The organism is Halorussus amylolyticus (genome assembly GCF_004143485.2).
Classification (GTDB): Archaea; Halobacteriota; Halobacteria; order Halobacteriales; family Haladaptataceae; genus Halorussus; species Halorussus amylolyticus.
Genome location: NZ_ML974130.1, coordinates 697457 through 713674 on the forward strand (window position 1 = coordinate 697457; position 16218 = coordinate 713674).

Consider the following 16218-nt stretch of genomic DNA (forward strand, 5'->3'; position numbering starts at 1 on the left):
TCCTGCTTTCGGTTTCCAGTGCGCTCAGTGCCGCGATTGCGTTCGACACGATGCGGACAGATTTCGCGTCCGTTCTGGTCGCGTTTGCCGCCGCGAGTCTGGTGAGCGCGTGGTATTTCAAAACCCGGTAAGGTGTCACGGGGGACAATACTGGGTGTCACAGCGAGCACTACCCGACGAGACAGCAGGTGACGACGCCCGCTTTAGCAACGAATCGACGGGATTTAAGCGACCGGCGAACGCCGTTTCGAACGCATGAAACTCCACGAGTATCAGGCGAAGCGCGTCTTCGCCGATGCAGGAATTCCGACGCCAGCGTCGGCGCTGGCGTCGTCCGTAGACGAGGTCGTCGATGCCGCGGAGGAAATCGGCTATCCCGTCGCGGTGAAGGCACAGGTACACGTCGGCGGCCGCGGAAAGGCCGGGGGCATCAAGCTCGCCGACGACCGCGAGGAGGCCGAACAGGCCGCCGAGGACATCCTCGGTATGGACCTCAAGGGCTACACCGTCGAGGAGGTGCTGGTCGAGGAGGCCGTGAACTTCAAGAACGAACTCTACGTCGGCGTCACGATGGACCGCGGCGAGGGCGAGCCGGTCGCGATGGTCTCGACCAAGGGCGGGGTCAACATCGAGGAAGTCGCCGAGGAGGACCCCGACGCCATCGCGCGCGAGCACGTCGACCCCGCGTTCGGGATGCACGGCTATCAGGCCCGGAAGGTCGTCTACGACGCCGGAGTCCCCCGCGAAGTCGCCTCCGACGTGGCCTCCGTCCTCTCGACGCTGTTTCAGCTCTGGGACGACCGCGACGCGAGCGACATCGAGGTCAATCCCCTGATGATTACCGAGGACGACGAGGTCGTCGCCGCCGACGCCGTGATGAACATCGACGACGACGCACTGTTCCGCCAGCCGGACCTCGCCGAGATGGAGGACGAGACGTACGAGGACGACCTCGAACGCAAGGCCGGGGAGTACGGCTTCGACTACGTTCGGCTCTCGGGTAACACCGGCATCATCGGTAACGGCGCAGGTCTCGTGATGACGACGCTCGACCTCGTGGACTACTACGGCGGGTCGCCCGCCAACTTCCTCGACATCGGGGGCGGCGCGAAGGCCGACCGCGTGGCGAACGCGCTCGACATGGTGTTCTCCGACGAGAACGTCGATGCGGTCGTATTCAACATCTTCGGCGGCATCACCCGGGGCGACGAGGTCGCGAAGGGTATCAACTCCGCGCTCGAACAGTTCGACGAGATTCCCAAGCGCGTGGTCGTCCGACTCGCGGGCACCAACGCCGAGGAGGGTCGCGAGATTCTGAACGACGAACTCGTGACGGTCGAGGAGACCCTCGAAGACGCGGTTCAGCGCGCGGTCGAGTACGCGGAGGTGGAAGCATGAGTATTCTAGTCGACGAGGACACCAGAGTCGTCGTACAGGGCATCACGGGTGGCGAAGGGAAGTTCCACACCCAGCAGATGATGGAGTACGGCACCAACGTCGTGGCTGGCGCGGTGCCCGGCAAGGGCGGCCAAGAAGTCGAAGGCGTGCCGGTCTACGACACCGTCGAGCAGGCCGCGCGCGAGGAGGATGCCGACGCGTCGGTCGTGTTCGTCCCGCCCGCGTTCGCCGCGGACGCCGTGTTCGAGGCGCTCGACGCGCCGCTCGACCTCGTGGTCGCCATCACCGAGGGCATTCCGACCCAGGACATGGCGAAGGTCAACAAGCGCCTCTCGGAAGTCGATACGCGGCTTCTCGGCCCGAACTGTCCCGGCATCATCACCCCCGGTGAGTCGAAACTCGGCATCCTGCCGGGCAACATCTTCGAATCGGGTAACGTCGGTCTCGTCTCGCGCTCCGGGACGCTGACCTACCAAGTCGTGGACAATCTCACGAGCCGAGGAATCGGCCAGACCACCGCCATCGGTATCGGCGGCGACCCCATCATCGGGACCGACTTCATCGACGCCCTCGAACTGTTCGAGGCCGACGAGGACACCGAAGCGGTCGTGATGTGCGGCGAAATCGGCGGCGAGGACGAAGAAGACGCCGCTCAATTCATCGCGGAGAACATGGACACGCCGGTCGCTGGCTTCATCGCGGGCCGGACCGCGCCGCCGGGCAAACGCATGGGTCACGCCGGAGCCATCGTCTCTGGAAGCGGCACCGGCACAGCAGAAAGCAAAATCGACGCGCTGAACGACGCTGGCGTTCCGGTGGGCGACACCCCCAACGAGGTCGCCGACCACATAGAAGACTTCCTGTAGCGCGCTCGTTTCTTCCGTTTTCCGTTTCTCTCGTTCTGCGGTTTTATCGGTCCACCGACCCCAACACGATGTCGAGACTGCCGAGCGACGCCACCAAGTCGGGGACGTACTCGCCGGTCGCCATCGCCTCCAGCGAGTGGAGATTGTTGAAACACGGGCTCCGAATCTTGAACCGAGCGGGCTGAGAGGTACCGTCCGACCGAATGTAGACGCCCATCTCGCCCTTCGCGGCTTCGACTGCGCGATACACTTCGGTGTCGGGGTCGGGCTTGATAGTTCGAGGGACGTTGCTCTGGATGGTGCGTTCGTCTTCGGGCCAGTCTTCGAGCAGGTCGAGACACTGTTCGATTATCTTCGCGGATTCTTCGACCTCCTGCATTCGGACCAGCAGGCGGGCGTAGTTGTCGCCGTAGGGTTCGGTCACGACGTTCCAGTCGAGTTCGTCGTAGTAGCCGTACGGGTCGTCGCGCCGGAGGTCGTAATCGATGCCCGACGCGCGAGCGACCGGGCCGGTACAGCCGTACGCCTTGGCGGTTTCGGCGTTGATGACGCCGGTATCGACCGTCCGCTTCTGGAAGATTTCGTTGCCGGTCATCAGGTCGTGGTACTCCTCGACGTGTTCGGGGAGTTCGTCGAGGAAGTCCCGGACTTTGTCGAACCACTCCTCGCGGGGTTCGGGCAGGTCCCAGACGACCCCGCCGAGTCGGAAGTAGTTGAACATCATGCGCTGGCCCGTCAGGTCTTCGAGGATGTTCTGGACGATTTCGCGGTCCCGAACCGAGTACATGAAGATGGCGGTGAAGTCGCCGTACACGTCGAGCGCGAACGTCCCGAGCGCGAGCATGTGGCCCATGATGCGGCCGAACTCGACCGCCATCGTCCGGAGGATTTGGGCGTACTCGGGCACCTCGATGTCGGCCAGCGCCTCGGCGGTCCGGGCGTACGCCCATTCGTTGGGCATGTTGGCAGTGTAGTCCCACCTGTCGGGGTACGGCATGATTTCGTACCGGTAGTTCTTGTCCTGACACATCTGTTCCTCACATCGGTGGAGGTAGCCGATGTCTGGTTCCACGTCGGCGACCTGCTCGCCGTCGAGGACGGTCTTGAGGTGGAGGACACCGTGGGTCGCTGGGTGGTGTGGCCCGATGTTGAGGAACATCGTGTCCGACCCCGAATTCGAATTCTCGTCCGCTTTCGACTGGGATTCGGTCCGGTGCTGGGTGTCGGTCAGTGGATTCACGTGCTCTTTCAGGGTGACGATTTGGGGCTTGTCTTGGTCGTAATCGAGGCCGAGGGGGTGGCCCTGCCACGTCTCGGGCAGGAGAATCCGCCGGAGGTCGGGGTGGCCCACGTACTCGATACCCACGAGGTCGTACGCCTCGCGCTCGTGCCACTCGGCGGTCTTGTAAATCGGCGCGGCCGACTCGCTGACCGGGTTCTCCTTGTCCGCCGGAACGACCACGCTGAGTTCCTGACTCCGGTCGGCGTACTTCGTGAGGTGGTAGATGCTCTCGTAGCGGTCGGCGTACTCCTGGGCAGTCAGAAGCGAGAGGTGGTCGAACCCCGCCTCCCGCTTGAGCGTCCCGAGGACCGACTGGACCTCGTTCGGTCGTATCACGAATCCCTCGGCGTTGATGTGGTTCTCCCTGCTCGTCACCCGGTCGCCGAGCAGGGCTTCGAGTGCGTCGAAATCGACGTGCTCGACCTGCGTCTGTTCGGCTACTCCCGGTTCTGATTCCGATGTCTCGCTCATTGTAACTCACACGGGGGTAGCGCGACTCGGCGGTCCTCGACTGTCGCGTACGCGCCCCCATTCCCCCGTCTGGAGTACCCGACTGACGGCAATAGGACTACCGCTTGTCATCTTCTGACGGTCCGTCGAAAAAAGCGCGGAATCGGGTCGTCGGGCTCAGTACTGGGGCGTCTGCTCGCGCTCTTGGCCGCGCGCCCGGCCGCCGTGGCGCTGTTCCTCGTAGCCCCGGCCCTGCGACTGGCTCTGTTGGCCCTGTTCGTGCTGTTGGCCCTGCTGGCTCCCGTGCTGGCCCTGCTGGGAGTGGCGTTCGCCGCCCTGCTGGCTCTCGCCGCGCATCGCGGTCTGCTGGACCGGGCTGAAACTCCCCTCGGAGCTTCCGCCGTACTGGTTCTGCTCGCGCTGGCCCTGTTGTTGGCCGGATTGCTGGTGCTGTTGGCCCGACTGCTGATACCGACCTCCTTCGCCACCTTGCTGGTGGCGACTCTGCTGACCTTGCTGACCTTGCTGGCCCTGCTGGCCGCGTCTCCGCCGACTTCCGTATCGGCGGCCCTGCTGACTCTGTTGGCCATGCTGACCCTGCTGTTTTTGCTGACCGTGTTGTCCGTGCTGACCTTGCTGGCCCTGCTGCTGGCTTCGTCCTCGCTCTCGTCCGCCTGAGGAGTACCGGTCTCGCTGGCTCCCCTGTTGGCTCTCTTGGTCGCGGTTGCGCCACTGCTCTCGGTTCGGATTCTGTTGTGTCATTAGTCTCTCCCCCGTCGAACTACTCGCCGCGACTTTCCTTAGGTGTACTGGGCGGAGGCTGACAGAATCGCCCGACGGCGGCGAGAAGCGCTTCTTCGGCGCAGTTGGGCACTCTTAAGGCGCGGCGCACACACTTCCCGGACATGGAACCACGGGACCTCTCTGCACACACCGTGTATCAGGCCGGACGGGGCGTCGAGGAGGTGGCCCGCGAACTCGGGCTGAACCCCGACGACCTCGTGAAACTCGCGTCGAACGAGAACCCCTTCGGCCCGAGTCCGGCCGCCGTCGAGGCCATCCGGGAGGCCGCCGCGTCGGCCAACTCCTACCCGAAGGCGTCCCACGCCGACCTCCGCGAGAAGCTGGCCGACCGATGGTCGGTCGCCCCCGAACAAGTCTGGCTCGGAAACGGCGGCGACGGCGTCCTCGACTATCTGGCTCGCGCCGCGCTCGAACCCGGCGACACCGTCCTCGTGCCGACGCCCGGCTTCGCCTACTACGGGATGAGCGCGCGCTTCCACCACGGCGAGGTCGCCGAGTACGAACTCTCGAAGGACGACGGCTTCGCGCTCGACGCCGAGACGGTCCTCGACGCCTACGACGGCGAGCGCGTCGTCTACCTCACCAGCCCCCACAACCCCTCCGGCGGTCGCTTCTCGCTCGGCTCGGTCGAGACAATCGCCGACGAGACAGACGACCAGACGCTCGTCGTCGTGGACGAAGCTTACGGCGAGTTCGCCGACGCCCCGAGCGCGGTCGAACTCCTCGAAGGTCGCGACGATATCGCGGTCCTCCGAACGTTCTCGAAGGTGTACGGTCTCGCGGGCGTCCGGCTCGGGTACGGTATCGTGCCCGACGAGTGGGCCGACGCCTACGGTCGGGTAAACACCCCCTTCGCCGCGAGCGAAATCGCGTGCCGGGCGGGACTCGCCGCCCTCGACGACCGCGACCACGCCGAGAAGACGGTCGAGACCGCGGCGTGGGCGCGCGAGTACATCGCCGAAAATCTCGACGCGCCGACGTGGGAGAGCCACGCCAACTTCGTGCTCGCGGAGGTCGGCGACGGCTCGGCCGTCGCCGACGAACTCCAGCGCCGGGGTATCATCGTCCGCGATTGCACGAGTTTCGGTCTCCCCGAGTGCGTCCGCATCACCTGCGGGACCGAGGCCGAGACTCGAACGGCGGTCGCCGAGTGCAACGAGGTGCTGGCCGAGTGAGAGTCGCCGTCACCGGCACGCCCGGAACGGGCAAGACTACGGCTATCGAGGCGCTCGTCGGCGACGAGCGCCTCGACCGCGACTTCGAAGTCGTCCACCTCAACGACCTGATTCGCGACGAAGACCTCTGGAACGAGCGCGACGAGGACCGCGACAGTTTAGTGGCCGACCTTGAGGCGGTCCGCGAGCGACTCGCGGACCGCGGCGATTTGCTGGTCGAATCCCACCTCGCTCACCACCTCGACGCCGACCGGGTGGTCGTCCTCCGGTGTCACCCCGAGGAACTCGAACGCCGGCTCAGCGAGCGCGGCGAGTCCGAAGCGAAAGCGCGGGAAAACGCCGAAAGCGAAGCCCTCGACGTGATTCTCTCGGAGGCTGTAAGCGAACACGGCGTCGAGCGCGTCTACGAAATCGACACGACCGACCGCTCGCCCGACGCGGTGGCCGCCGACATCTCGGCGGTCCTCGCGGGCGAGCGCGAACCGAGCGCCGGGGACGTTGACTTCCTCGACTACCTATGACCCTCGACCAACTCCGCCCGGTCGCCGACCGCCTGCTCGGGCCGTTCGTCTCGGCGTCGGTCCGACTCGGCGTGACCCCCGACGTGGTCAGCGTGGTCGCGTTCGTACTGGCCGGAGGCGCGGGCGGCGCGTTCTACCTCGGCGGCACCGACCCCATCTGGTATCTCGTCGGGGGGCTGCTCGTCTTTCTGAACGGGTGGCTCGACCTGCTCGACGGCGCGCTCGCGCGGGAACTCGGCACCGACTCGCTCGCGGGCGACCTGCTCGACCACGTGCTCGACAGATACGCCGACATCGTGATTATCGCGGGCCTCGCGGCTGGCGTGGGCCGATTCGCGCTCGGTCTCGCCGCCGTGACGGGCGTGCTAATGACCTCCTACCTCGGGACGCAGGCCCAAGCCGTCGGTCTCGACCGGGTGTACGGCGGCCTGCTCGGCCGGGCCGACAGACTCGCGCTCATCGGCTTCACGGGCGCGCTCGCGTCGGTCGTGACCGCGACGCCCGCGGGTCTGTCGGTCGTCTCGTGGCTCCTCGTGGTGTTCGCGGTCGTGGGTCACGTCACGGCGCTCCAGCGGTTCTACTACTCGTGGCGGAGTCTCGCCTGACGATTCGAGTTGTCTCACGGAACAGTTCGATTCAGTTATCTTTTTCACCCTCTCTCTCGTTGAAACGAAGCACGGACGAGGACGTGCCATGAGTAATGAAAGACCAGGTGAATCAGGAATCAACGTCGAACTCGAAGATATCCTTCCGGCCAACAGCCACCTCACGATGGACGAGTTCCTCGAAACGGCCGAGGAAGTCGATTCGCTGTTCGAACTGAGCAGGGAGACGCGACTGTCCCGAGAGAAGTGTCGCCGGATTCTCAAGTACTTCGAGCGGAGCGACGAAATCGAACAGGGGTTCGGCTACCTACGGTCGAAGCGCAACGACGACCGAATTCCGTAGGAATCGACCCGAAACGCGGTGTCGGGACGCCGCTCGCGGCGTGTCATTTAAGAGCGGGGACAGACTACCTCCGGGTATGGTTCAGTGTGAGATGTGCGGTGCCGAGACGGGGTCGCCCACGACCATCAAGGTCGAGGGTGCCGAGTTGGAAGTTTGTGACAACTGTGCCGACTTCGGAACCGAGGTCAAGACCCAAGACGCCGGGTCCACGTCCACGAAATACTCGACTTCGTCGTCGTCGAGTTCGAGTTCCGGGTCGGGCGCGACGGGTTCGTCGGGCGCGTCGAGTTCCTCGCGGTCGCGGCGCTCGGACATGTTCGACGACATGGACGAAATCGCCCAGGACTACGACGACCGGATTCGGAACGCGCGTGAGGCCGCCGACCTGAGTCAGGAGGACCTCGCCAAAAGCCTCAGCGAGAAGGCGAGCCTCATCCGGAAACTCGAACAGGGGAGCATGCTCCCGAGCGACGAGGTCCGCAAGAAACTCGAAAGCAAACTCGACATCACGCTGACCGAGGGTGGCTCCGCCGACGACGAGGAGTGGAGCGGCGGCAACTCCACCGGGAGTTACACTCTCGGCGACGTGGTGAAGCGCAAGGACTGACTCCTCGTGACTGCCGAGCAGTAACGAGTCACGGCAATCGCTATCACTCGATGTCGGCGTCTTCGGACGCCCCCGTCTCGATTTTTGCCACCGCGTTCAGAAACGTCGCCAGGTCGCCGTTGCTTCGATAGGCCACCGTCCGCGCGCCGGGGTCGTACGCGACGAGGTTCGCGTCGGCGAGTTTCGGGAGGTGTTGGTGACGGAGCGCCGCGGCGACTCTGGCGGGGTCGTCGTTCCATACGTCGAGTTCGGTCGCGGCGAGTCGCTCGGCGAGCGACTCGACCGCGACTCGCTCGTCGGTGTCCGAGAGGAGATAGAGGAGTCGCCTCCGATACTCGTGGGACAGCGAGTCGAAGAGGACGTCGAGCGATGCGTCAGTCAGGGTGCCATTGCTACCGAGAGTATTGTCGTTACGCATCACATTTACCGAGTAACAAATGGACCGGCACGCTCATACCCGTTTAGCTTGGTGTGCGAGGGTGCGCGTGCTGGCCGTCGTCTCATTCGGCGGCCACGTCGCTCTCGTCGAGCATGAGCGAATTTTCGACGAGCGTGGTTATCGCGCGCCGGAGTCGCTCGGTCAGGGCCTGGTCGGAGATGTCGAGCATGTCGGCGACTTCGACGGTCGAGCGGCCCCGCGGAATCTCGTAGTAGCCCTCCCGGACCGCGAGCAAGAGCGCTTCGCGCTGGCGCGCGGTCAGCCCGTACCACGGTCCGGCGTCCGGTTTGGTGGGATTGTAAATCCGTCGCAGGTCGAGCGAGATGTGGGCGGCCGCGCAGTGTTGTTTGAACCCCGCGAGCGCGTCGTGCGACGGAAATCTGAGTTCGAACTCCCAGAACGACGACGTGCCGGTCGCGGCGAGTATCTGGCCCTGTTGGTCCATCACCCCTTCCAACACGAGGTCACGTTCGAGCGTCCAGTCGAGCGCGTAGAGAGTCCGGCCCTCCACCGTATCGACTTCCGTGAGATTCTCGACGCTCGGGTGGTCTTGTACGCTCTCCTCGAAGTCGGCGCGGTCGGCCTCGTATACCCAGAAGAACGGAACCGCCTTCTCGCCGGCCGGAACCATCGTTTCGAGTTCGACCGTCGTGGTCCCGACCACCTCCAGTACCCTCCCCAGTTCGAAATCCCCGGCCGGAATCCGGAGTTCAGCAATCACACTCATAGTAGTCTTCGTACGACTTGGTAGACAATGCACGAACAAAGCAGGTGGGCTTGGTGTACCAAGTAAAATGGCTGATTTAGCTCGAAAGTGCGTCCGAATCACGACACTGAAGGCCCGTCCCCCACCGGATACAGACTACCCTGGTATACCATGCAAAAACTCCGAAATCAGCACCAGATACTTAAGCCTACGGCCCCCTTTATAAACAGAAACGGCGATTCCGAATCGCGAAGTTGCCTCGGCATTACCCTGTGGGTGAACTGGCGTCCCCTTTGTACTGTGGCGTATTCGCTTGGCCTCCGCGAGTCGCTCGTTTCGACGGCCGAAGGGGACACCATGACCACGAATTCAGACGACGTTACGACCGAACAGATGTTCGAAAAAGCGCTCGAAGCGCTCTTCCGGACAGCACACGAAAACGACGTTCCCGTCCGAGGCGGATGGGAACTCCGCAACGGCGACGGCACTCCCGACTGGGACGTGGTCGTCACGGTGGTCGAGAAACCGCCTCCGGCGACCGACGACGAGGACTGACTTCGAGCGGACTCGCAACGGCTTCCGGTCTCGCAATCTATTAGTCGCGCCCGGCGGACGATTCGAACATGCAAACCGTCGTCAATCTCAAAGCCTACCCGTGCGACCCGGTCGAAATCGCGACGGCCGCCCGCGACGTGGCCGACGAGTCGGGCGTCCCGATTGCGGTCGCGCCGCAGGCCGCCCACCTCCGGGCGGTCGCCGACACCGGCGTCGAGACGTGGGCACAGCACGTCAGCCCGGTCGAACACGGGAGCCACACCGGTTCGACGCTCGCGGAGGCCGCGGCCGACGCGGGCGCGACCGGAACCCTGCTGAACCACTCCGAGCGCCGCCTGAAGCTCGCGGACATCGACGCCGCGCTCGCCGCGGCCGAGCGCGCAGGTCTCGAAACGTGCGCCTGTGCGAACAACCCCGACCAAATCGCGGCGGTCGCCGCGCTCGGTCCGGACGCGGTCGCGGTCGAACCCCCGGAACTCATCGGCACGGGCACTCCGGTCAGTCAGGCCGACCCCGACGTCGTGACCGACGCGGTGGCGGCCGCCGAGTCGGTGGACGACTCGGTGGCGGTCTACTGCGGCGCTGGCATCTCGACCGGCGAGGACTTGACCTCGGCCCAGGATTTGGGTGCGGAGGGCGTCCTGCTGGCGAGCGGCGTGGCGAAGGCCGACGACCCCAAGGCGGCGCTGGAGAATCTGGTCGCGCCGTTGTAGATTTAGCGACGGACGGACGCGATTTTGAGACCGAATTCGACTCCGGGTGGAAGAATCCGCCGGGAACTCAGACCCCGAACGTCGCCCGGAGCATGTCGCGCGTTCCGGGACCGAGTCCGACCGCCACGATTGCGATGAGCAACAGAATCGCGTAGCGCGGACTCTCCTCGAAAATCTGCTCGTCGAACACCCAGACGACGAACACCGCGGCGACGATTTTCACGAGCAGGAACGGCCACGCCGTCCCGATGAAGTGTTGGACCGCCTCGGGGAACTGCTCGCCCACCTGTACTAACGCCCGGTTGACCGGGTGCTTCGGCACGAGGTCGGCGGGCAGGCCGAGTTCGGTCGCCCAGTCGAGACCCACGACGTTGGCCACGCCGTCCACGAGATGCGCCCAGAGGACGACGATGCCCATCGCTCGCGTGCCGCGGTTGATTTCGGGCGCGTAGCGCTCGACGGTCCACCAAATCAGCACGGCGAGTACGGTCGAGGCCGCGAGGACGACCCCCGCAATCTGCGGGTAGAACTCGACGTACTCGGTCGTGTACGCGAGGAACCCCAGATAGCCGAGAATCGCGGCCAACAGCGCGGTTCCGATGGCCGCCACCGGGTACGTGTAGCTCGACACCCGGCCGGAATCGGCGAGTCTGACGCTCACCACGAGCGCGACCAGCGTAATCGCAAACATCGTGAAGTAGATGACCGGGCTGATGATGAGCGTGTTCCACGGGAACGTGATGGCGGCTTCGGCGGCCGAGAGGCCGTCGAAGGCGTCCTCGACCACGCGGAGCGCGCCGCCGACCAGCATGTAGGGAAACAGCGCGTAGAACAGCCCGCGGTCTTGGCCCACGTCGAGTCGGCGGAGGAGGAACACGACGCCGACCAGCGCGAGCAGGAGCGTGAGCGCGTAGCCGATTTCGGAGACGACGGTGTAGCCGGGGTACGCGACCGGTTCGGCCGCGGCCTGACACGCCGCGGTGTCGTAGAGGTACGTCGTCGAACCGTCGGCGTAGACCGCACACGTCGCGCTCTTGGCGTCGGCCAACACGGGACCCCAGAAGTAGTGCCAGATGAAACCGTAGTAGACTCGGTCGGGGAACACGAGCGCACCGCCGACCAGCGCGGCCAGCAGCGCCACGACCGTCCCGCCCCACAGGCGCTCGGGGTCCATACTCTCGACTGCGGTGCTCATACCTTACGTGGTGTAACCGGGCGGTTTTACGGTTCCGGTATCGGTCGGAATCCCCGCCGAAATCGAGGCTGGCGCGCGCGAGGTTCCGTGCCCCTGCGGTCGCCGTCGAACGACGGTCACTTGACTTCGATGGGGAGTTCCTGCGTCTCGTACGACGTTCCGAGAATGACCATCGTTTGAGACCGCGCGAATCCGTCCATCTGCGCGACGTTCTCGAACATCAGCTTTCGAAGTCGGTCCGCGTCCTCGGCGTACACTTTCATCATCACGTCCCACGACCCGGTCGTGAGGTGGACCTCCTGAACGCCCGGGATGTCCCTGAGTCGGTCGAGCGTGTCCTGTTCCTGTCCCTGCTCGACCTGCAGACCCACGACTGCGGAGATGTCGTAATCGAGCATCTTCGGGTCGACCTTCGCGTGATAGCCCTCGATAACGCCAGCGTCTTCCATCCGGTTGACGCGGTCGTGAACGGTCGCGCTCGACATATTAATTCGACGCGCAATCTCGCTAAACGGGGTCCTCGCGTCCTCTTGGAGCGCTTCGATAATCGCGTAGTCGGTCTCATCGAGTTCCATACCTAACATCAAATTCTTTCAGCCTATATATCCTTAGAATTCACCTCGACGGGGTCGGGGGTTTCTGTCCCTTACTTCCCGACGCTTTTCGCGGTGGCTAACAGTTCGTCGTGCGCTTCGCCGTTGGACGCGACGAGTCCCTCGCTGTCGTGTCGCCAGCGATTTCCGTCGAGGTCGGTCACGACGCCACCGGCCTGCCGGACCATGTAGACGCCAGCGACCGAGTCCCACGGATTTGGTGCGACGTTGGTCACGGTGCCCTCCAGCGCCCCGGAAGCCACCATCGAGAGGGTTATCTGCGCGCATCCGAATCGGCGCATGTCGCCGAATCGCTCGACGATTTCCCGGCAGATGTCGGCGTACTCGTCGCGGTGGTCGAAGTCCCACCAGATGGTCGGTGCGACCGTGAACGTCTCGGGGTCGGTGCGGTCGCTGACCGACACCGGTTCGCCGCCGAGTCGTGTGCCCGTCGAGTCCGCGACGTAGGTGTCGCCGAGTGCAGGACAGACGTTCGCGGCTGCGATGGGTTCGCCGTCCCGGACCGCCGCCACGCTCGTCGTCCACATCGGAATCGACCGGATGTAGTTGTTCGTCCCGTCGATAGGGTCGATTACCCACGCGTCGCCGGTCTCGGGCACCGCCTTGCGTTCGTCCTCCTCCTCGCCGACGATTGCGTCGTCGGGGAACTTCTCGGTCACCACCTCGATGACCCGGCGCTGGGCCGCCCGGTCGGCCTCGGTCACCACGTCGGTCTTGCCGGACTTCGTCTCCACGTCGATGCCCTGTCGAAAGTGGGCGGCCGCGACTTCGCTCCCGGCGGCCGCCGCGCGCTGGACCACCGCGAGACGGTCGGCGTCGTTGCTCATGTCGCGCCAGTGGGGTGTGAACAGAAAAGGGTTGTCGATTCGAGTAGCAGTCCCCGACCGCCAAACGCAGGATATTAAAGCGATTCGCTCTAACTCACGGTCGCGTGCGAGGGTAGCCAAGCTAGGCCAACGGCGGCGGACTCAAGATCCGCTCCCGTAGGGGTCCAAGGGTTCGAATCCCTTCCCTCGCACTCACCGCGTGGCTCTGCCACGCAGAACGGCGCGGCCAACCGCGCCAAACGAGTGCGGGAAGACCGCTTCGGAGCGCTCTTCCCCTCGCAAATTCTGACGCGACGTTACGTTCGGAGACGGTTCACTCGTAGTTTCTTCGGTCATCCGCCAGCAAGAAATCCAAAATTTTAACAAATCAGACAGGAGTTAGTTCGTATGAGCGAGGAGTTCCCGCTGACTGAAATAGCGAGCCTTCCCGAGTTCTACCACCCGACTGCGTCACCCGACGGGGAGCGCGTGGCGGTCTACTGGGACGGAAGCGGTCGAAACGAACTCCACGTCATCGACGCCGAAACAGGCGAAATCCGACAAGTGAGCGACGGTGAGGTCCCCCGGAGCGCGCGCTGGCACATCCAGTGGGGACCCGACGGCGACCGCGTGTTCTTCCACCGCGACGAGGGCGGCGACGAGCAGAACGACATCCACGCCATCGGTCTCGACGGCGTAGTTGAGCAGGTAGTCGGTCTCGACGGCCAGTGTCTCCTGCAGGACGTGAGCGACGACCACCTGCTGTTCACGAGCGACGCCGACGAGCAGATGAACCTCTACCGGTGCGCGCTCGACGGAAGCGGCGTCGAGAAGCTGACCGCCCACGAGCGGCCGGTCCTCGTCGCCGTGTTCTCACCCGACGGCGACCGAGTCGCGTACGCGACCAACGAGTCCGAGGACCTCGAAAACAAGGACACCTACGTTGCGGCCGCCGACGGGTCGAATCCCCGAAAGCTCCCGGTCGGCGACCGAGGGTCGGAGGTCTACCCCGCGTCGTTCGGTCCCGAAGGCGACCGCCTGCTAGTCTCGGACAACACCGAAGACCTCGGGCGATGTGGCGTGTACGACCTCCGCGACGACGGGGTGACGTGGTACGGGTCGGGCGACTACGAGGAGAAGGCCGTGGAGTTCTCGCCCGATGGGTCGCGATTCGTCGCGACCCGGACGCGCGACGCGGGCGTCGTCCCGGTTCTGTACGACGCTGACGGCGGCGGCCGGGAACTCGATTTCCCCGATGGCGTCGCGTCGTTTCCGCGATTTCCGGACAACGTGTTTCGCTCCTCGGACTCGCTCGTCGTCGCCCACGCGACGACCGACTCCCGAAAGCAGTTGTACCGATACGACCTCTCGACCGACGACCGGGACGTGTTGCTCGACGCCGAGTACGGCGACATCGACCCCGACTCGTTCGTCTCGGCCGAGTACGTCACCTACGAATCGCGGGACGGACTCGAAATCGGCGCACTCCTCTACGATTCGGGCGAGCGACCCTCTCCCGCGCTCGTCCGAGTCCACGGCGGCCCGCACTCCCAGACGCAAAAGGAGTTCGACGTGTACACCCAGTTTCTGGTGAATCGGGGCTACACCGTCCTCCGGCCGAACTACCGGGGGTCGCTCGGACGAGGTCGAGAGTTCAAGAACCGAATCCACGGCGACTGGGGCGGCGGCGAGCAGGACGACATCGCCGCGGGCGCTGAGTGGCTCGCGGCGAGAGATTGGATAGACGGAGACCGAATCGGAGTCATCGGCGGGTCGTACGGCGGCTACAGCGCGTACGTGCAGCTCACGACCGAACCCGACCGCTGGGCGACGGGCGTCGCCCGCGTCGGCATCACCGACCTCCGCGCGCTCTACGACGAGTCGATGCCCCACTTCCAGGCCGTGCTCGAAGAACAGATGGGCGACCCCGACGAGAACGCCGACCTGTGGCGCGACCGAAGCCCCATCACCCACGTCGAGGATATGGAGGCTCCAATCCTGATGATTCACGGCGTCAACGACCCGCGCTGTCCGGTCTCGCAGGCCCGATGCTTCCGGGACGCGCTCGAAGACCGGGGCTGGACCGAAGGCGAAGACGGCGACTTCGAGTACGAGGAACTGGTCGACGAGGGCCACGGAAGCACCGACATCGACCAGAAGATTCGGTCGTTCCGACTCGTAGAGGAGTATCTCGACCGACGGCTGTAGTCGAGCGGGGATACCTCGCGCCACATTCAAGGCGGCTCCCGACCAACCACACGACCTATCCGCGATGAAGGACTTTCCCTCGGTTCCCCGCGCCGACGACGCCCCGCCGGACCTGTTCGAGCGCGGCCACCTCTGGATTCAGGAGCAGCCAGACGGCGCACCGCTTCGATTTCAGCTTCGGGAGTCCGGGCTGATTCGGTTCGGCGACCGAACTCGCGTCTTCCGCGACGACGTTCCCGAAGCGTACCGCCACGCGGTCCGGCACGTCCGCGAACGCCTCGACCGGACGGCGCTCCGCGAGGCGGTCGGCGACCCCGAATCGGTCGTCTTCTTCGGCGCGGCGATGCACAAGCGCACAATCGACTACGACTGGGACCGAACGCCGTCGGTTCTCGGCTTCGACGTCTGGTCGGCGAGCAGAGGGGCGTTCCTCCCGCCGGATTCGGTCGAGAAAATCTACCGGCGACTCGACCTCGACCCGGTACACGCCTTCGAGAAAGAGGTCCGGGCGGTCGATTTCGACCCCGAAGAGTACGAGATTCCCGAGTCGAACTGGTACGACGGTCCGGCCGCGGGCGTCGTCGTCCGGAACAAGACGGGCGACCGCGCCGAAATCTCGCATTCTCGGCTCGAGCAGACGGAGGGGTCCGAGACGCCCGATAGCTCGGCGGACGCGGCGCTCCCGAGCGCCGCGTCCGCCGAAGACCTCGCAGAGCAGTACGCGACCGACCGCAGATTCGAGAAAATCGCAAGCGAACTACGCGACCGCGACCGCCCGGTCACGTTCGACGCGCTCTACGAGCGGGTGGTCGATGACATCGTCCGCGAGCAGCACGACCGACTGTTCGACGACGCAGCCGACCTCGACTTCGGCGCGTTTCGGTCGGAAATCGCGGCCCGAACGAATCGCTTCCTCGGCGAGGGCGGGTAG

Annotated in this window: 18 protein-coding genes and 1 tRNA gene; 12 read left to right on the top strand and 7 right to left on the bottom strand. The window is 64.9% G+C overall.

The genetic code is table 11. From position 1 onward, the window contains the following. Positions 1–255 precede the first annotated feature (255 nt). A complete protein-coding gene (sucC, locus tag EKH81_RS03460) occupies positions 256–1398 on the top strand; it encodes an ADP-forming succinate--CoA ligase subunit beta (RefSeq protein ID WP_162224389.1) in 1143 nt (380 codons plus the stop codon). Beyond that, entirely contained in the window at positions 1395–2264 is an 870-nt protein-coding gene (sucD, locus tag EKH81_RS03465) for a succinate--CoA ligase subunit alpha (RefSeq protein ID WP_162224390.1), read from the top strand. Before sucC ends, sucD begins: the two co-directional genes overlap by 4 nt. Positions 2265–2307: 43 nt before the next feature. On the opposite strand, the gene EKH81_RS03470 is transcribed toward sucD, so the two are convergent. Together EKH81_RS03470 and EKH81_RS03475 are read right to left on the bottom strand one after the other, a co-directional pair. Beyond that, positions 2308–4017: an NADH-quinone oxidoreductase subunit D gene (locus EKH81_RS03470; protein ID WP_162224391.1), complete on the bottom strand. Its 1710-nt coding sequence runs from the start codon at positions 4015–4017 to the stop codon at positions 2308–2310. Between the two features lie 156 nt (positions 4018–4173). Then, on the bottom strand, positions 4174–4758 hold the full coding sequence (locus EKH81_RS03475; protein WP_162224392.1) for a hypothetical protein: 585 nt from the start codon (positions 4756–4758) through the stop codon (positions 4174–4176). Between the two features lie 143 nt (positions 4759–4901). Between EKH81_RS03475 and hisC the strand changes: the two genes are divergently transcribed. From hisC to EKH81_RS03500, 5 genes are all read left to right on the top strand, one after another. Continuing rightward, positions 4902–5975 carry a histidinol-phosphate transaminase gene (hisC, locus tag EKH81_RS03480; RefSeq protein WP_162224393.1) on the top strand — a complete coding sequence of 358 codons (1074 nt, stop codon included), beginning with the start codon at positions 4902–4904 and terminating at the stop codon, positions 5973–5975. Next, positions 5972–6496, top strand: a complete 525-nt coding sequence (locus EKH81_RS03485) for an adenylate kinase family protein (RefSeq protein WP_162224394.1) — start codon at positions 5972–5974, stop codon at positions 6494–6496. Before hisC ends, EKH81_RS03485 begins: the two co-directional genes overlap by 4 nt. After that, positions 6493–7101, top strand: coding sequence for a CDP-alcohol phosphatidyltransferase family protein (locus EKH81_RS03490; RefSeq protein WP_162224395.1), 609 nt, complete (start codon positions 6493–6495; stop codon positions 7099–7101). Before EKH81_RS03485 ends, EKH81_RS03490 begins: the two co-directional genes overlap by 4 nt. An 88-nt stretch (positions 7102–7189) precedes the next feature. Continuing rightward, positions 7190–7444: a hypothetical protein gene (locus EKH81_RS03495; RefSeq protein ID WP_162224396.1), complete on the top strand. Its 255-nt coding sequence runs from the start codon at positions 7190–7192 to the stop codon at positions 7442–7444. 76 nt (positions 7445–7520) lie between these two features. After that, positions 7521–8051 (top strand): multiprotein bridging factor aMBF1, encoded by a 531-nt coding sequence (locus EKH81_RS03500; protein WP_162224397.1) that lies wholly within the window; start codon positions 7521–7523, stop codon positions 8049–8051. A gap of 43 nt (positions 8052–8094) precedes the next feature. Here EKH81_RS03500 and EKH81_RS03505 read toward each other — a convergent pair whose 3' ends face one another. Next, positions 8095–8469 carry a DUF7344 domain-containing protein gene (locus tag EKH81_RS03505; protein WP_162224398.1) on the bottom strand — a complete coding sequence of 125 codons (375 nt, stop codon included), beginning with the start codon at positions 8467–8469 and terminating at the stop codon, positions 8095–8097. A gap of 82 nt (positions 8470–8551) precedes the next feature. After that, positions 8552–9217, bottom strand: coding sequence for a helix-turn-helix domain-containing protein (locus EKH81_RS03510; protein WP_162224399.1), 666 nt, complete (start codon positions 9215–9217; stop codon positions 8552–8554). A 336-nt stretch (positions 9218–9553) separates the two neighbouring features. Between EKH81_RS03510 and EKH81_RS03515 the strand changes: the two genes are divergently transcribed. Further along, a complete protein-coding gene (locus tag EKH81_RS03515) occupies positions 9554–9751 on the top strand; it encodes a hypothetical protein (RefSeq protein ID WP_162224400.1) in 198 nt (65 codons plus the stop codon). A 68-nt stretch (positions 9752–9819) separates the two neighbouring features. Further along, a complete protein-coding gene (gene tpiA, locus EKH81_RS03520; RefSeq protein WP_162224401.1) occupies positions 9820–10464 on the top strand; it encodes a triose-phosphate isomerase in 645 nt (214 codons plus the stop codon). Positions 10465–10531: 67 nt separating this feature from the next. Here the strand turns inward: tpiA and EKH81_RS03525 are convergent, their stop codons facing one another. From EKH81_RS03525 to EKH81_RS03535, 3 genes are all read right to left on the bottom strand, one after another. Continuing rightward, on the bottom strand, positions 10532–11659 hold the full coding sequence (locus EKH81_RS03525; RefSeq protein ID WP_162224402.1) for a DUF63 family protein: 1128 nt from the start codon (positions 11657–11659) through the stop codon (positions 10532–10534). A gap of 116 nt (positions 11660–11775) precedes the next feature. Continuing rightward, positions 11776–12234: an Lrp/AsnC family transcriptional regulator gene (locus EKH81_RS03530; protein ID WP_162224403.1), complete on the bottom strand. Its 459-nt coding sequence runs from the start codon at positions 12232–12234 to the stop codon at positions 11776–11778. Positions 12235–12305: 71 nt separating this feature from the next. Continuing rightward, positions 12306–13100 carry an inositol monophosphatase family protein gene (locus tag EKH81_RS03535; RefSeq protein WP_162224404.1) on the bottom strand — a complete coding sequence of 265 codons (795 nt, stop codon included), beginning with the start codon at positions 13098–13100 and terminating at the stop codon, positions 12306–12308. A 106-nt stretch (positions 13101–13206) separates the two neighbouring features. Between EKH81_RS03535 and EKH81_RS03540 the strand changes: the two genes are divergently transcribed. The 3 genes from EKH81_RS03540 (at position 13207) to EKH81_RS03550 (ending at position 16218) form a co-directional block, all read left to right on the top strand. Further along, positions 13207–13291 (top strand) — tRNA-Leu (locus tag EKH81_RS03540). Between the two features lie 196 nt (positions 13292–13487). Then, positions 13488–15287, top strand: coding sequence for a S9 family peptidase (locus EKH81_RS03545; RefSeq protein ID WP_162224405.1), 1800 nt, complete (start codon positions 13488–13490; stop codon positions 15285–15287). A 64-nt stretch (positions 15288–15351) separates the two neighbouring features. After that, positions 15352–16218, top strand: a complete 867-nt coding sequence (locus EKH81_RS03550) for a hypothetical protein (protein ID WP_162224406.1) — start codon at positions 15352–15354, stop codon at positions 16216–16218.

Coding starts and splice junctions, on each gene's coding strand:
- EKH81_RS03515 (WP_162224400.1), top strand. CDS start 9,554: ATGACCACGAATTCAGACGACGTTACGACCGAACAGATGTTCGAAAAA.
- EKH81_RS03470 (WP_162224391.1), bottom strand. CDS start 4,017: ATGAGCGAGACATCGGAATCAGAACCGGGAGTAGCCGAACAGACGCAG.
- EKH81_RS03475 (WP_162224392.1), bottom strand. CDS start 4,758: ATGACACAACAGAATCCGAACCGAGAGCAGTGGCGCAACCGCGACCAA.
- EKH81_RS03535 (WP_162224404.1), bottom strand. CDS start 13,100: ATGAGCAACGACGCCGACCGTCTCGCGGTGGTCCAGCGCGCGGCGGCC.
- EKH81_RS03530 (WP_162224403.1), bottom strand. CDS start 12,234: ATGGAACTCGATGAGACCGACTACGCGATTATCGAAGCGCTCCAAGAG.
- EKH81_RS03510 (WP_162224399.1), bottom strand. CDS start 9,217: ATGAGTGTGATTGCTGAACTCCGGATTCCGGCCGGGGATTTCGAACTG.
- tpiA (WP_162224401.1), top strand. CDS start 9,820: ATGCAAACCGTCGTCAATCTCAAAGCCTACCCGTGCGACCCGGTCGAA.
- EKH81_RS03505 (WP_162224398.1), bottom strand. CDS start 8,469: ATGCGTAACGACAATACTCTCGGTAGCAATGGCACCCTGACTGACGCA.
- EKH81_RS03490 (WP_162224395.1), top strand. CDS start 6,493: ATGACCCTCGACCAACTCCGCCCGGTCGCCGACCGCCTGCTCGGGCCG.
- sucD (WP_162224390.1), top strand. CDS start 1,395: ATGAGTATTCTAGTCGACGAGGACACCAGAGTCGTCGTACAGGGCATC.
- sucC (WP_162224389.1), top strand. CDS start 256: ATGAAACTCCACGAGTATCAGGCGAAGCGCGTCTTCGCCGATGCAGGA.
- EKH81_RS03495 (WP_162224396.1), top strand. CDS start 7,190: ATGAGTAATGAAAGACCAGGTGAATCAGGAATCAACGTCGAACTCGAA.
- EKH81_RS03550 (WP_162224406.1), top strand. CDS start 15,352: ATGAAGGACTTTCCCTCGGTTCCCCGCGCCGACGACGCCCCGCCGGAC.
- EKH81_RS03545 (WP_162224405.1), top strand. CDS start 13,488: ATGAGCGAGGAGTTCCCGCTGACTGAAATAGCGAGCCTTCCCGAGTTC.
- EKH81_RS03500 (WP_162224397.1), top strand. CDS start 7,521: ATGGTTCAGTGTGAGATGTGCGGTGCCGAGACGGGGTCGCCCACGACC.
- hisC (WP_162224393.1), top strand. CDS start 4,902: ATGGAACCACGGGACCTCTCTGCACACACCGTGTATCAGGCCGGACGG.
- EKH81_RS03525 (WP_162224402.1), bottom strand. CDS start 11,659: ATGAGCACCGCAGTCGAGAGTATGGACCCCGAGCGCCTGTGGGGCGGG.